Raw genomic sequence first — 14816 nt, 5'->3', positions numbered from 1 at the left:
TGCGTCGCGTTACCTGCTGTTTCCCTGGCGTCTGTACGGTGGCCGCGCACGCCGTCCGGTGTGCGACCGTCGCGAACAGACCCGGGTGGACGATGCAAGAGACCCTCGACCGTGCCGCGCGGGCGACCGCTCCGCGCACGCTGATCGACATCCTCACCGAGACGGCGGCACGGCATCCGAACGCCTCGGCCATCGAGGACGCGGACGGTGCGCTCAGCTACGGCGAGCTGCTTGCGAGGGTCTGGCGGACGGCGGGGCAGCTGCGCGACCACGGGGTCCGGCGTGGCGACCGGGTGGGCGTGCGCATGCCGTCCGGCGACCGGGGACTGTATCTCGCGATCCTCGGGATCATGGCCGCGGGCGCCGCGTACGTGCCGGTCGACGCGGACGATCCGCAGGAGCGCGCCGACCTGGTGTTCGGGGAGGCGGGGGTCCGTGGCGTGATCGGCGAGGGCGGCGCATTTCTGCCGTCCGTCGCGCCCGCCGAGGGCGTCGCATCCGCCGCGGGTATCGCATCCGATCCCGGCGGGGCCGGTGCCGCCGGCCTGTTCGACGACGCAGACCCGCATCCGAACTCCGTCGCGATCGCCACGATCGATCCGCCCACGGTCGACGAGGACGCCTGGATCATCTTCACGTCCGGGTCGACCGGCGTCCCGAAGGGCGTGGCCGTCCGCCATCGATCCGCCGCCGCGTTCGTGGACGCCGAGGCGAACCTGTTCCTGCAGGACGCCCCGCTCGGGCCGGGCGATCGGGTGCTGGCCGGGCTCTCGGTCGCCTTCGACGCGTCCTGCGAGGAGATGTGGCTCGCCTGGCGCCACGGTGCGTGCCTGGTGCCCGCCCCTCGCGCGCTCGTCCGCTCCGGCGAGGACCTCGGCCCCTGGCTGGTCGGGCACGGGATCACGGTGGTCTCCACCGTCCCGACCCTCGCCGCCCTCTGGCCGCAGGACGCCATCGAGAACCTTCGGCTGCTGATCTTCGGCGGCGAGGCGCTGCCGCCGGAGCTCGCGGCCCGTCTCGCAGACGATGACCGCGAGGTCTGGAACACCTACGGCCCGACCGAGGCGACGGTCGTGGCGTGCGCTGCGCGGATGGACGGCCCCGCGCTGCGGGCCGGTGCGCCGGTGCGGATCGGCCTCCCGCTGGACGGCTGGGAGCTGGCGGTCGTCGATGCGGCGGGGGAGCGCGTCCCGGACGGCGAGGCGGGCGAGCTGATCATCGGGGGCGTCGGCCTCGCGCGCTATCTCGATCCGGCGAAGGACGCGGAGAAGTACGCGCCGATGCCCACGCTCGGCTGGGACCGCGCCTACCGCTCGGGCGACCTCGTCCGCTCGGACCCCGAGGGGCTCGTCTTCCAGGGCCGTGCGGACGACCAGGTCAAGATCGGCGGACGCCGGATCGAGCTCGGCGAGGTGGAGGCCGCCCTCCAAGGGCTCACCGCCGTCTCGGCCGCGACCGTGGTCGTGCAGCGCTCCGAGGGCGGGATCCCGCTGCTCGTGGGCTACGTCGTTCCGGTCGACGGCTTCGACAGGCACACCGCGCGCGCCGAGCTCGCCGAGACGCTCCCTGCCCCGCTCATCCCGCTGCTCGCGGTGATGGACGAGCTGCCGGTGCGGACCTCGGGCAAGGTCGACAAGGCGGCGCTGCCCTGGCCGCTGACGGATCCGGACGCCGCCGACTCCACGCTCACGGGGACCGCGGCCTGGCTCGCCGAGCAGTGGTTCGCCGTCCTCGGCACCCGCCCGGCCGACGAGGACGCCGACTTCTTCCAGCTCGGCGGCGGATCGCTCGCCGCGGCCCAGCTCGTCTCGCGCATCCGGGTCCGCGCGCCGGAGTTCACGATGGCCGACGTGTACGACCTCCCGCGGCTGCGTCGGATGGCCGACGCGGTCGAGACCGAGACGGATGCGGAGGAGGCGTCCGCCCCCGCCTCCTTCCACACCGCGGTCCCGACGCCGCGGCGGATGCAGTGGATCCAGACCCTCGCCGGGGCGCCGCTGCTCGTCCTGAGCGGCATCCGGTGGGTGCTCTGGGCGCTCACCGCCGGGAGCATCCTCAACCTCTTCCCCGGGTTCGGCTTCCTGCCGACCGCACCGCTGTGGCTGCTGATCGTCGGCCTCCTGGTGTTTGCGACGCCGCTCGGCCGCATGGCGCTCGCCGCGGCTGCGGCGCGGACCCTGCTCGCCGGCCTCCGACCCGGCGACTATCCGCGCGGCGGCGGCGTCCACCTGCGGCTGTGGCTGGCGGAGCAGGTGAGCCATCAGATCGATCCGGTCGGCCTCGCCGGCGCCCCATGGGTCTCGTACTACGCGCGGGCGCTGGGCGCGCGGCTCGGGCCGGACGTGGACCTGCACACCCTGCCGCCGGTCACCGGGATGCTCCGGATCGGCGCGGGTGCCGCGATCGAGCCGGAGGTCGACCTCTCCGGTTACTGGATCGACGGCGACACGGTCCGGATCGGTGCCATCCACATCGGCGCGGGGGCCGTGATCGGCGCGCGGAGCACCCTGGCGCCGGGGACGAAGATCGGCCGCGGCGCCGAGATCGCTCCGGGGTCCGCGGTCTTCGGGCGCGTCAGGGCCCACCAGCGCTGGGCGGGCTCGCCCGCGGTCCGCGTCGGCGGGAGGAGCGCGCCGCTCGCCCCCGAGCGTCCACCGGCTCCGCGACGGTGGCTGTGGGTGTACGCCGCGTCCTCGCTCGGTCTCGGGCTGCTCCCGGTGATCGCGTTCGCGGCGGGGGCGATCGTCCTCGTGCAGGGCGCGCGGGGAGCGGCGACGATCGCGGAGGCGGTCCCAGGGCTCCTCGTCTGGCTGGTGCCGGCGACGCTCGTCGTGGGGCTGGTCTTCGCGGTGTGCGTGCTCGGGGCCGTCCGGCTGCTCGCGATCGGGATGCGCGAGGGCGTGCATCCGATCCGCAGCCGGATCGCCTGGCAGGCCTGGGCGACCGAGCGCCTGCTGGACTCGGCCAGGACGCTGCTCTTCCCGCTGTACTCCAGCCTCCTCACCCCGGTCTGGCTGCGGGCGCTCGGCGCCGGAGTCGGCAAGGACGTCGAGGCGTCCACCGTGCTGCTGCTGCCGTCCATGACGACGATCGACGACGGCGCCTTCCTCGCCGACGACACGATGGTCGCCACTTACGAGCTGGGCGGCGGATGGATGCGGCTGGCGCGCGTGCGGATCGGCAAGCGCGCCTTCCTCGGCAACTCCGGCATGGCGGGGGCGGGGCACCGCGTGCCCAAGGACGGTCTGGTGGCCGTGCTGTCCGTCGCGCCGCAGAAGGCCAAGGCGGGATCCTCCTGGCTCGGCTCGCCCGCGGTGCGCCTTCGTCGCGTGGTGAACGAGGCCGACCGTGAGCGGACCTACAGCCCCCGGGCCTCGCTCCGCCTCGCCCGAGGGCTCTGGGAGCTCTGCCGGATCGTTCCCGTCGTGCTCACCTGCGCGCTCGGGGCCGGGGTGCTCCTCGTCCTCGCCGCGCTTGCGGAGGGCGTCGGGATCGGCTGGACCGTGCTGCTCTCCGGTCCTGTGCTGCTGGTCGCGGGCGCCGTGGCCGCCGTCGTCACCACCGCCGCGAAGTGGGCCTTCGTCGGGCCGATCAGGCCGGGGGAGCATCCGCTCTGGTCGAGCTTCGTCTGGCGCACCGAGGTTGCCGACACCTTCACCGAGATGATGGCGGCACCCTGGTTCGCGAACGCGGCGGCCGGCACCCCGGCGCTCGCGATGTGGCTGCGGACGCTCGGCGCGCGGATCGGGAAGGGCGTGTGGACGGACAGCTACTGGCTCCCGGAGCCCGACCTCGTGACCCTCGGCGACGGTGCGACCGTGAACCGCGGATGTGTGGTTCAGACCCATCTGTTCCATGATCGTGTGATGAGCATCGACACCGTCACGCTCGGACCGGGGTCCACCCTCGGTCCGCACAGCGTGATCCTGCCCGCCGCGACGATCGGGGCCGACGCGACGGTCGGCCCCGCATCGCTCGTGATGCGGGGCGAGACCGTCCCCGTCGGCAGCAGGTGGAGCGGCAACCCGATCGGTCCGTGGCGGGCGGTGCGCGTCCGTTCGTATCAGGCCACCGACGCATGAACGCGGACGCATATACGCCGCACAACGGCGATCCGCGAATCCGTGTGGAGCACTACGACCTCGACATCGACTACCGGGTGACCACGAACCGGCTCTCCGGGACGGCGGTGATCAGGGGCATGACCGTCCAGCCGACCCGGAGCGTCTCGCTCGACCTCTCCGGCCTCCGTGCGAGCCGGGTGCGGGTGTCCGGCGACGGCCGAGCGTCCTTCCGGCAGGGGGACCACAAGCTGAAGGTCTCGCTCGGTCGGGAGCTCGCCGCCGGGGAGGGGTTCGAGATCACGGTGGCCTACGCCGGTGCCCCCCGTCCGCGGCGGACGCGGTGGGGGACGCTCGGGTGGGAGGAGCTGGAGGACGGCGTGATCGTCGCCTCACAGCCCACGGGGGCGCCCACCTGGTTCCCCTGCAACGACGTGCCCGCGGACAGGTCCGCCTATTCGGTGCGGCTCACGACGGATGCCGGATACGAGGTCGCCGTCGCCGAACCGGTATCGCGGAGCACGCGCGGTGCGCGCACGACCTGGGTCTTCGCGCAGGACCTGCCGACGCCGAGCTACCTCATGTCGGTCCAGATCGGCCGGTACGTGCGGGAGGCGGTGGACCTGGACGGAGTGCGCGGAGAGATCCTGTTCCCCCGGCCGCTCGCCGCGCGGACGCACGCGGATCTCGCGACGCTCCCCCGGATGATGGCGGTGTTCCAGGAGGCGTTCGGTCCGTATCCGCTCCCGGCCTACCGGGTCGTCGTGACCGCCGACGACCTGGAGATCCCGCTCGAGGCGCAGGGGATGGGGATCTTCGGTGCGAACCACATCGACGGTCTCGGCGGCCTCGAACGGCTGATCGCGCATGAGCTGGCGCACCAGTGGTTCGGGAACGGCGTCGGCGTCGCGCGGTGGCGGGACATCTGGCTCAACGAGGGCTTCGCCTGCTACGCGGAGTGGATCTGGGCCGAGCGCTCGGGCGGCCACTCCGCCCACGCGAAGGCTTTGGGGCACTGGTCGGCGCTCTCGGCGTCGCCGCAGGACCTGGTGCTGTCGGATCCGGGTCCCGACCTCATGTTCGACGACCGCGTCTACAAGCGAGGCGCGCTCACCCTGCACGCGCTCCGCCTCACGATCGGGGACGCGGAGTTCTTCGGGATGATCCATGCCTGGACGGGCATGAACAGCGGGAGAGCCGTGACGACCGCGGATTTCCGGGCTTTCGTCGTCTCCCGGGTGGGAGCCGCCCTCGCCGAGCGGGTGAGCTCGCTGTTCGACGCCTGGCTCGATCGGGCGGCTCTGCCGCATCTGCCCGATGCAGGGCCTTCGACGCCCGGAGCCGCCGACATCGCAGCCCCCGTGACCGAGGCGCTGATCGTCAACCCCCGGAATGCGGGCCCCCTGCGCTGAAGCGGGTGGGGGTTGGCGGGTTGGGGGCTGGGTGGCCGGGGGAGCGGCTGGTCGATCTGGTCGGGTGGTCTCTCACTCTGGTCGGGCAGTGTCACTTTGGTCGGACGGTTGCGCTCTGTCGGCCGGTTGCACTCTGGTCGGATGGAACTCGCGGATCGGGCCGACAGCGGTGCGCCGGGCCGACAGCAGTGCCTCTGTTCAGCCGACCTGTTCTCGGCCCGGCCAACTCACCACGGTCGGCCGATCGCACTTCTGTCGGACTGAATCCGCCAATCCACCCGACAGGGGTGCATGAGGCCGACGGGCTGCATGAGGTTACGGGGGCATGAGAGGTGACGGGTTGGTGAGCTGATCTGGGGATGACTCGATGGGCGGCGCTGTGTCCAAGGGGCTCGCGGGCAGGCTGACTTTGTCAGTCTCATGCCACGGCGGGGCAGGAGAGCGCATCCTGGTCGGCCGGTTGCACTCTGGTCGGCCTGGAATGGGCAATCGGTCCGACAGCGGTGCATTGATCCGACGGATTGAAGAGCAGCTGCGGGCTGAGGCGGACTGACGCGGGCCGAGGCGGGCTATGGCGCGTGCCGGGAGGCGGCGCAACCTGGTCAGCACATCTGGTCGGTCCATTGCACTCTGGTCGGACTGAATCCCCGGATCGGTCCGACAGGAGTGGAATGATCCGACGGACTTGATGGCCAGCAAGAGGCGAGGGAGGAGAAGCGGGCAGCGTCCCTCAGCGGGCGTCGATGGCGATGCTCAGCGCCGTCCCGGGGATGGCGTCCAGAGTGACGACTTCGAACAGTCCGCCGCCGGGAACCGTCGCGAGCAGGGTGCCGACGTCTTCGGCCTTCGACCCACCGGGACCGTGTAGCGGGGAGGGGAGCCGTGCGTCGTGGAGTCCGGGGGCGAATCGGACATCGCCCGGGGCGACGCGAAGGCCCCGGCCGTCGGCTTTGAGGACGGCCTCGATCCGGGTCCAGCCGGCGACGGTCGGCGGTGACGCGGGGGCGAACAGCGGTGCGAGCTCGTCGAGAGGTGAACGCCCGGTCAGGGCCTCGACGTCGACCCCGACCGTCGCGGCGTCGTCGATGTGGACGGCCGCCACCACGACGAGCCCCTCGGCGTGGCTCGCGCTGAGGACGACCGGCGCGTGCGGGGCGTGGAGCCGGCCGTGGTCCTCCGCGCCGCACCGCGGGCAGCGCCGCTCGATCAGCGGGTCGGAGCCGGGCGCGACGGCTTCGACGAGGAGCCGCAGCAGCATGCGCCCGCTCGTCCGTCCCGCCGCTCGCTGGGGGGCGTCCGCCCAGGCGAGGAGGATCGGACCGCGGCGGAGCATCTGACTGCGCACGCCTCCAGCGTAGGCGGGGCGATGGCCCGAGGGGGCCCGTGCCGTGGCCGGCGCGCGATGTCGGTGGCGCATGTAAGGATTTCCTGTGCCCGATTTCCCCGCTGCCGACACCGCCGAGACGCCGATCGTCGCGCCGTCGCTTCGGCAGCGGATCCGGGGATCGCTGTCGGATCCGGTGCTGCGCGCCCTGGTGGCGTCCACGGCGGTCTCGCGGATCGGGCGAGGCGTCTTCCTCGCCGTCACGGTGCTGTACTTCACGCGGATCGTCGGGCTCAGCGGCGCGGACGCCGCCATCGTGCTCGCCGCGTCGAGCGGCGTGTCGGTGCTGGCGTCGTTCCTGGGCGGCTGGCTCGCCGACCGGTGGAGCGCCCGCCGCATCACCTTCGTCTTCGAGGTGCTCGCCGGGCTGCTCCTGATGGCTTATGCCTTCGTCGGCATGTTCGCGGCGGCCCTGATCGTGGCGGCGCTCGGCGGCTTCTTCGATGCACTCAGCCACTCGTCGAGGTCCGCGATCATCGCGCGCGGCTTCGTCGGCGATCGTCGGGTGCACGCCAGGGCGGTGCTCCGCACGGTCACGAACCTCTCCATCGCCGCGGGCTCCGGCTTCGCCGCGATCGCCCTCGCGATCGGCACGGCCGAGGCCTACCGTGTGGTGATCATCGCTGCGGGGATCCTGTGCGCGGCCGGGGCCATCCCGCTGCTGCGGCTGCCCTCCGCGGTCGACGCCCCGCCCCGACCGGAGACGGCCGTGACGACCGAGACCGGCACCCTGGACACCGTCGCCACCGCGGCCGCCGCGCGGGAGCAGCGGAGGGACTGGCGGGCGCGGTCGCCGTGGCGCGACCCGCGCTATCTGCTGCTGACACTCCTCTCCGCCGTCTTCGGGATGCAGTTCGGGGTGGCGGAGCTGGGCGTGCCGCTCTGGATCACCCAGAAGACGAGTGCGCCGGACGTCCTCGTCTCGGTGCTGCTGATCGTCAACACGGTCCTGGTCGTGGCGTTCCAGGTGCCGATGTCGAGGAACACCCACGACGTGCGGATCGCCGGCCGGGTCACGGCGATCGCCGGCTGGCTGATGGCCGCGGCGTGCCTCGTCTATGCCTCGGCGGCGGGGCTGCCGGTCGGATTCGCGGTCCTGGTGCTCATCACGGCGACGATCGTGCACACGTTCGCAGAGATCCTCTCGCAGGCGGGCGGCTGGGGCCTGAGCTTCGAGCTCGCCGATCCGGTGCGCGCCGGCGCCTACCAGGGCGTGTTCGGCATGGGGTTCTCGATCGGGGCGCTGGCCTCGCCGATCGTGGTCAACGCGACCGCCATCTCGCTCGGGTTCCCGGGGTGGGTGGCGCTCGCGGCGATCTTCCTCGCCTCGGCCCTCGGCATCGCCCTGATCGCCCGTCGCGCCGTGCGCCCCTCCGCCGCGTCCTGATCCGACTCCGTCCCGCGCCCCGCCGCGCGCCCCGCCACGCCGTGCCCCACCGCGCGCCCCGCCGCGCAGCGCAGCACCCGGACTCCGTCCCGTCGGACGAAGTCAACGCTGTCGGCCCGATTCGTGCGATCAGTCCGACAGCGGTGCAGTCATCCGACGTGGCGAGACTGTCGAGGGAGGTGGTTCGGAGGCGAGGGCCGAGAGCTGTTCCAGGCGATCACGTGTCTGGCCGTCCTCAGGGGTCATTATCGTCAATCGGTGCCCCGTCTCCGCGACCTGAGTCGAGACGAAGCTCAGGCTGAGCCGGCCGACGAGAGGGCTGTCGATGCGCTTCACGTCGTAGTGCTGGAGGAGGACGTCGTGCCGTCTCCAGAGGTGCATGAACTCATCGGACTGGTCGAGCAGGCGATCGATCACGAGCGCGGTCTCCGAGCCGTTCGCGCCGGAGCTCACCGCCGCGCGCATTCTCGCCACCATTCGCGTCGCGACCACGTCGGCGTCCACGTAGCGGTCGCGCCACGACGGGTCGGTGAAGAACTTCACGGCGCAGTTCCGATCCTCAGCGGGTATCGCATCCATGTCCGTGAAGAGATGCCGGTATGTCCTGTTGTAGGCGATGACGCTGAACAGGGGCGTCTGCAGGCAGGCGGGGTATGGGTCGAGCTTGTCGAGCACGGGCTGGAAGGCGGCGAGCAGGGCGGGATCGCAGGCAACGGCGTCGAGTTCTGCCTGCTGCATCCCCGCGAGGCGGAGAAGGTGCTGTGACTCCTCGTCGTCGAGGCGGAGCGCACGACCGATCGCGGTGACGACCTGCATGCTCACGTTGATCGCGCGGCCTTGCTCGAGCCACGTGTACCAGGTCACCCCGACGCCCGCGAGGACGGCGGCCTCTTCGCGCCGCAGCCCCGGAGTGCGACGGCGTCCGGTGGAGGGCAGCCCCACCTGCTCGGGGGTCAGACGCTCCCGCCGACTGCGCAGGAAATCGCCGAGCTCTCGGCGCATGATCGCGGAGCCGGTGTCTGTCACGATTCCATGCTGAGGCATCGTGGCGAACTTATCCAGGTTCGGCTGGTACCCCCATAACCAGGCTTCTGGTACCTGGATCACCCGTCGCGCACGATCGACGGGTGAGTACCGCATCGTCATCCCCGCGCACCGGATCCGTTCCCCTCCCCTCGTCTCCGCCGACTCCGTCGTCGCCCTCGTCTCCGTCGTCTCCGTCGTCGCCGCCGCCGTCGTCGTCGAGCGGGCTGGGTCGAGCCGGGCTGTTCGCGACGCTTTCCGCGCTGTTCCTCTCGGTGGTGAGCTTCGCCGCGGCGGGCATCGCCGTCCCCGATATCGGGGCATCGATGGACGCGACGGCGGCCGAGCAGTCGCTCGTGGTGGCCATCTACGCGCTCGGGTTCGCCGTTCCTCTCGTGCTCGGCGGGCGGCTCGGTGACCTGTATGGACGCCGACGCCTGTTCTTGATCGGAATGGCCAGCTTCACCGTGTTCTCGCTCGTGGCCACGTTCGCTCCAACGATGACGGTGTTGATCGTGGCCCGTGCGCTCATGGGCACGTCGGCGGCGGCGATGGTCCCACAGGTGCTCGCAACCATCACCGCCTCCACCGAGGGACGCGAGCGTGCCCGTGCCGTGGCCTGGTTCGGAGCGACCGCGGGCGGCGCGACGGCGGTGGGACAGATCCTCGGTGGCGTCCTCCTGTCGGTCCCGCTGTTCGGGTCCGGGTGGCGCACCGTCTTCGCCGCGAGCGTCGTGATGGGGGCGTTCTCCTTCCTCGCGGCGTTGCGCTGGGTGCCGTCCACCAGCGCGCCCGGCCATCGCTCCCTGGACCTGATCGGCACGGTGCTGCTGGGCGCAGCGATGCTCTCCCTGCTCGTCCCGCTCTCGCAGGGCTCGGGACTCGGCTGGCCGGTCTGGTGCTGGGCGCTGCTGATCGCCGCTCCGGTGCTGGGCGCTGCGTTCTGGGGATGGCAGCATCGCGTACACCGCAGCGAGAAGGCTCCGCTGGTCCCGCCGCCGCTGTTCGGCCTGCGCTCCTACCGGGTCGGCATTCTCATGGCGCTGATGCTCCAGTCCGCCTACGGCGCATTCACGTTCGTCTTCGCCCTCACCGCGCAGACCGGCCTGGGCTGGTCGCCGATGCGCACCGCGTTCGTCCTGCTGCCCTTCGCGCTCTGCTTCTTCGGGGTCTCGGTGTGGTCCGGGAAACTGGCGGCCAAGGTCGGCTTCCGTACGCTCCTCATCGTCGGCGGCATCGTCCAGGCGGCGCTGCTGGCCGTCACGGCCGGCTCCATCCTCCTGCAACGCCCCGAGCTGAGCTCGTGGACCTTCGCGGCGCTGCTGATCGGAGTCGGGGTCGGGCAGGCGCTGATGTTCGGGCCTCTCGTCGGCGCGATGGTCGCCGATGTTCCTCCGGCCATCGCCGGGGCCGCATCCGGCGTCCTGCAGACCGTGCAGCAAGCGTCCATGGGCTTGGGAGTCGCGATCGCCGGCGGACTCCTCTCCGCTGCGGCCGGCGGTGTCGCGGCGAGCGGTGTCACGGCGGGCAGCATCGCGGACACCTCCATGATCGCGCTCGCCATCTGCATGATCGTGCAGGCCGCGTTCGCGATCGCTTTCACGCTCTGCGCCCTTGCCCTTCCGCGGCGATGACGAGGGTCGGGCCGACGGGCATCGCGATGGCGCATCACGAGCCATCGCCCGGACTACGCAATCGCCCGGGCTGCGTAGTCGCCGGGCCGTGCAGTTGTCCGGACCGCTCTCAGCCGGTCGGCCTGCCGCGGACGTGCGCTGCGGCGAACTCCGCGATGAGCGATGCGGCGGGTGCGGCGTCGCTGATCATCGTCTCGTGCCCATGCCCTGTCACGGTCGCGAGGCGGGCGTCCGGAATCGTGTCGGCGACGGAGCGGCACCAGTCCGCAGGGCAGACCGGATCGGCGGATCCGCGGAGCACGAGGGCCGGGGCGACGATCCGGGGATACGCCAGCTCGGGCCGGTGCACCACGGTCGCGCGCACCTTCCGGGCGATGTGCGGACCCGCGCGCAGGTACTCGCGGGAGCCGCGGAGGAAGACCCGCGGGTCGAACCGGAGGATGTCCCGCCCCATCCGCAACGCCTGCCGGGCGATGCTGCGGGCGTGCCGGTCCACGGTCGGGGCGGCCAGGACGACGCCGGAGACGAGGCCGGGGTGCCGCGCGGCCAGCTCCGCGGCGACCTGGCTCCCCATGGAATGCCCGATCGGAATGACGCCGTCGATCCCCGCGTGCCGAAGGAAGGCCGCGACGAGGTCGGCGTGGCGCTCCATCGTCGGGGTGCGCGCCGGTTCCGGCGCCTCTCCGAAGCCGGGAAGGTCGATCGCGATGATGCGGCCGGGCAGATGGCGGACGAGATCGACGAACACGCTGCGCCCCATCCCGAGGCCGTGGAGCAGGACGAAATCCGGTCCTGCCACCGGCCTCGAAGCCGGCCCCGCCACCGGTCTCGAAGCCGGTCTATCGTCCGGGAGGTCTTCGATGATGAGGGTCGCGCCCTGCACGACGAACTCGGCGACCGTCGCCTTCCGGTCCTCGGAGAGCAGCGGGATCGGCATGCTCCGACCCTATCCGGGACCGCCGATCGTCGGCATCCGGCGTTCACTCCGTCGGCCGATCGCACCGTCGTCGGCCGGAACGGCGCCGATCGTCCGACGAGATGTCATCCGTCCGACAAAGCCGGGAGTCAGCCCCCGGCCGGCTTCAGCACGAGGGTGTCGACGGTCGCTGCGTCCACCGCCTTCTTCGTGAAGGCCCAGGGAGCCTGCTCGCCCTTCGACCACCGCTCGGTCTGGTCGGTGTAGTGCTGGTTGAACGCGTGGCCGCTCGCCCCGGTGAGATGGATCCAGGTCGAGCCGTCCAGATCGGACAGATCGACGACCATCCGCATCGAGGGCACGGTCGTCGTCGCATACGACTCGCCGAGCACCCACCCCGTCGCGTCCACGACGCTCGAACCGCCGCCGACCGGGTACGGCCCGCGGTTGAACAGCGCCTCGATCGGCGCGATCCCCGACGTCCCCAGGGTCTGATGCGTGAGGGTGATCGCGTGCAGGTCACCCCAGCTCCACCGGTTCACGTCCGTGCCCTGGATCGCGGAGAGCTCGTCGTACGCGTCCTCCGCCGACCGCGCCAGCATCTCGTCGCGTCCGGTGACGCCCAGCCTCTCGTTGGTCCAGCGCGGGTCGTCGGGGTTCTGCAGCATCTCAGCCACGACGGTGAAGAGACGGCTCTGATCGGTCAGCGGGATCGGGTCATCGCGCCGGCTGAAGAGGTTCTGCGCGAGATTCGACCACAGCACGTTGGCGTAGGCGGCGGCAGAGGAGTCGGCGGAGTTCTGCGCGTCCCAGGTCCGCAGCAGGTCCACGGCCCGCTTCACGCCGTCGCCCTTCACCTCAACGTCGGTCATCGCGGAGGAGAGCTCCTTGCCGATCCAGGACTGCTGGTCGAACTGGATGTCGCGCAGGTCCTGCGCCGTGATCCGCTTCGTGTCGGCCTTGCGCTGGATGAGGGCGGTGATGCGTTCGGCGCGGTAGCCGTAGTCCCAGTCCTCCGTCAGCTGGTACGGATAGCTCCTGGGCACGATCGCGTTGTTCGCCGTGACGATGTACCCCTCCTCGGGGTTGTAGGAGACGGGGAGCTGGGCGAACGGGATGTAGCCGCGCCAGTCGTAGGCGCTGCTCCACCCGGGCTGCGGCAGCCAGCCGTCCCCGGCGCCGCGGATCGGCAGGCGACCGGGCGCCTGATAGCCGATGTTTCCGTCCACGTCGGCGTAGACGAGGTTCTGGGCGGGGACGTCGAAGAGCTCCGCCGCCGCGCGGAACTCGGTGAAGTCCTGAGCCGTCCCCAGCCGGAAGATCGCCGAGGCCGCCGTGCCCGGGTCCAGCGCCGTCCAGCGCAGGCTGACGGCGTACTCGCCCGGGAGGGCGGCCACCGTGGGGTCTGTCGTCGGCCCGAAACGCATCGGATGGTCCGCGATCGCCGTGAAGTCGTCGGTGAGCCCCGACACGATCGGGCCGTGCACGGTCGAGCGGATGGTCAGGGGGATGTCATCGCCGCCCGCCACCTTGATCGTCTCCTTCCGCGTCTGCAGCGGCACCAGCGCGCCGTCCCGCCAGTACGCATCCCCGTCCACCTTCTCGACGTAGAGGTCCGTCACGTCGGTGGTGAGGTTGGTGAAGCCCCAGGCGACGCGGGAGTTGTGCCCGATCACGATGCTCGGCAGCCCGGAGAAGGAGTATCCGCCGACGTCGAAGGGGCAGCTCTCGCTCACGGTCTCGCAGCGCAGCTGCATCTGGTACCAGACCGAGGGGAGCGAGGCTCCGAGGTGCGGATCGTTGGCGAGGAGCGGCTTCCCGCTCTCGGTGAGGTCTCCGGAGACGACCCAGGAGTTCGACCCGATGCCCTCTCCGACATCGCCGATCAGGGCGTCCACGGCGCCGAGCACGCCGTCGGCGGTGGTCCATTCGATGCCCGGGGTTGCTGCCGCTCCGTCGGAGGGGGTCGATCCGTCGGAAGGGGCCGATTCTGCGGTGGGGGCCGATCCTTCGGAAGGGGTGGTGCTGCCTCCCGCGGGCCCGCCGCCTCCGGTACTGCTCTGCCCGGGGGTCGTGCTGCTCTGCCCGGGGACCGCGCCGAGTCTCGGGACGATCACCGGGTTCTTGTCGAAGGGGTAGGACGGGTAGTCCTGGACCAGGGTCGACGGGTCGACGGTCTGCGCGAGGATCCCCCGCGCGGTCTCCTCATCGAGGTTCGTGCGCAGATCCCAGGCCATCGCCTTCAGCCAGGCCACCGAGTCCGCCGGTGTCCACGGCTCGGGGGAGTACCCGGGCGTCGTCAGGTCCAGCACGGCGTACTCGAGGGATGCCTCGGCCCCCGAACGTCCCTTCAGGTAGGCGTTCACGCCGTCGGCGTACGCGTCGTAGTAGGCACGCGTGGTCGGGTCCATCGCCTCGACCTCCTGCTCGGCCACCTCGTGCCAGCCCAGCGTGCGGAGGAACATGTCGGTCTTCGCCTGAGACTCGCCGAAGAGCTCGGCCACCCGGCCGCTGGTGACGTGGCGACGGAAGTCCATCTCCCAGAACCGGTCCTGCGCATGGACGAAGCCCTGGGCGAGGAAGAGGTCGTGCGCGTTCTCGGCGGTGATCGTGGGGATGCCGCGATCGTCCCGCTGCACCGTCACCTGCGCCTGCAGTCCGTCGATGTCGAGCTCCCCCGCGGTCTGCGGGAAGGAGCGCTGGATCGTCCACACCACGAAGAAGGCGGCGGCCGTGGCCACGACCAGGATGCCGGCGAGGACTCCGAACGCCACTCGTCCGACGATCCGGCCGGCGCGGCCGCGTCCTCGGCCCCTGGCGGGGCGGGGGTGCGTCGTGGACATGGGCGCTCCTTCGGAGTCGGTGGGACGGAGTGCCAGGGTTCGGGTGACCCGGTCTCCGCATTGAGCCGCCCTCGCATACTAGCGTCGCGGGCGCCGCCGCCTCGCGCCCTTCTCCTCGCCTCGCGCGCCTGCCGCCCCGCCCCGAGCGCTCTTCGC

General features: G+C 71.6%; 8 protein-coding genes. 4 read left to right on the top strand and 4 right to left on the bottom strand.

Annotation, left to right across the window (positions count from 1 at the left end; all coding sequences use genetic code 11):
- The first annotated feature begins 92 nt into the window (after positions 1-92).
- Both J2Y69_RS07860 and J2Y69_RS07855 read left to right on the top strand, forming a co-directional pair.
- Positions 93-4082 (top strand): Pls/PosA family non-ribosomal peptide synthetase, encoded by a 3990-nt coding sequence (locus tag J2Y69_RS07860; protein ID WP_310019298.1) that lies wholly within the window; start codon positions 93-95, stop codon positions 4080-4082.
- On the top strand, positions 4079-5473 hold the full coding sequence (locus J2Y69_RS07855; protein WP_310019297.1) for a M1 family metallopeptidase: 1395 nt from the start codon (positions 4079-4081) through the stop codon (positions 5471-5473). The genes J2Y69_RS07860 and J2Y69_RS07855 overlap by 4 nt, the downstream gene beginning before the upstream one ends.
- Before the next feature lie 730 nt (positions 5474-6203).
- Here the strand turns inward: J2Y69_RS07855 and J2Y69_RS07850 are convergent.
- On the bottom strand, positions 6204-6818 hold the full coding sequence (locus J2Y69_RS07850) for a 4'-phosphopantetheinyl transferase family protein (protein ID WP_310019295.1): 615 nt from the start codon (positions 6816-6818) through the stop codon (positions 6204-6206).
- Between the two features lie 85 nt (positions 6819-6903).
- Here J2Y69_RS07850 and J2Y69_RS07845 point away from each other — a divergent pair, with 85 nt between their 5' ends.
- Positions 6904-8244: an MFS transporter gene (locus J2Y69_RS07845; RefSeq protein WP_310019293.1), complete on the top strand. Its 1341-nt coding sequence runs from the start codon at positions 6904-6906 to the stop codon at positions 8242-8244.
- Between the two features lie 129 nt (positions 8245-8373).
- Here the strand turns inward: J2Y69_RS07845 and J2Y69_RS07840 are convergent, their stop codons facing one another.
- Positions 8374-9270: a helix-turn-helix transcriptional regulator gene (locus J2Y69_RS07840; RefSeq protein ID WP_310019291.1), complete on the bottom strand. Its 897-nt coding sequence runs from the start codon at positions 9268-9270 to the stop codon at positions 8374-8376.
- A gap of 101 nt (positions 9271-9371) precedes the next feature.
- Between J2Y69_RS07840 and J2Y69_RS07835 the strand changes: the two genes are divergently transcribed.
- Positions 9372-10901, top strand: coding sequence for an MFS transporter (locus tag J2Y69_RS07835; RefSeq protein WP_310019289.1), 1530 nt, complete (start codon positions 9372-9374; stop codon positions 10899-10901).
- Positions 10902-11010: 109 nt separating this feature from the next.
- Here the strand turns inward: J2Y69_RS07835 and J2Y69_RS07830 are convergent, their stop codons facing one another.
- Both J2Y69_RS07830 and J2Y69_RS07825 read right to left on the bottom strand, forming a co-directional pair.
- Positions 11011-11838 (bottom strand): alpha/beta fold hydrolase, encoded by an 828-nt coding sequence (locus tag J2Y69_RS07830; protein WP_310019286.1) that lies wholly within the window; start codon positions 11836-11838, stop codon positions 11011-11013.
- Positions 11839-11966: 128 nt separating this feature from the next.
- Complete coding sequence (locus tag J2Y69_RS07825) at positions 11967-14660, bottom strand: penicillin acylase family protein (protein WP_310019284.1); 2694 nt, start codon at positions 14658-14660, stop codon at positions 11967-11969.
- Between the last annotated feature and the right edge of the window lie 156 nt (positions 14661-14816).

It is taken from the genome of Microbacterium resistens, from assembly GCF_031456305.1.
GTDB lineage: Bacteria > Actinomycetota > Actinomycetes > Actinomycetales > Microbacteriaceae > Microbacterium > Microbacterium resistens_A.
Note: the sequence above shows the minus strand (reverse complement) of the source record. Positions and strands in the feature narration are given on the sequence as shown.

Coding starts and splice junctions, on each gene's coding strand:
- J2Y69_RS07860 (WP_310019298.1), top strand. CDS start 93: ATGCAAGAGACCCTCGACCGTGCCGCGCGGGCGACCGCTCCGCGCACG.
- J2Y69_RS07825 (WP_310019284.1), bottom strand. CDS start 14,660: ATGTCCACGACGCACCCCCGCCCCGCCAGGGGCCGAGGACGCGGCCGC.
- J2Y69_RS07830 (WP_310019286.1), bottom strand. CDS start 11,838: ATGCCGATCCCGCTGCTCTCCGAGGACCGGAAGGCGACGGTCGCCGAG.
- J2Y69_RS07855 (WP_310019297.1), top strand. CDS start 4,079: ATGAACGCGGACGCATATACGCCGCACAACGGCGATCCGCGAATCCGT.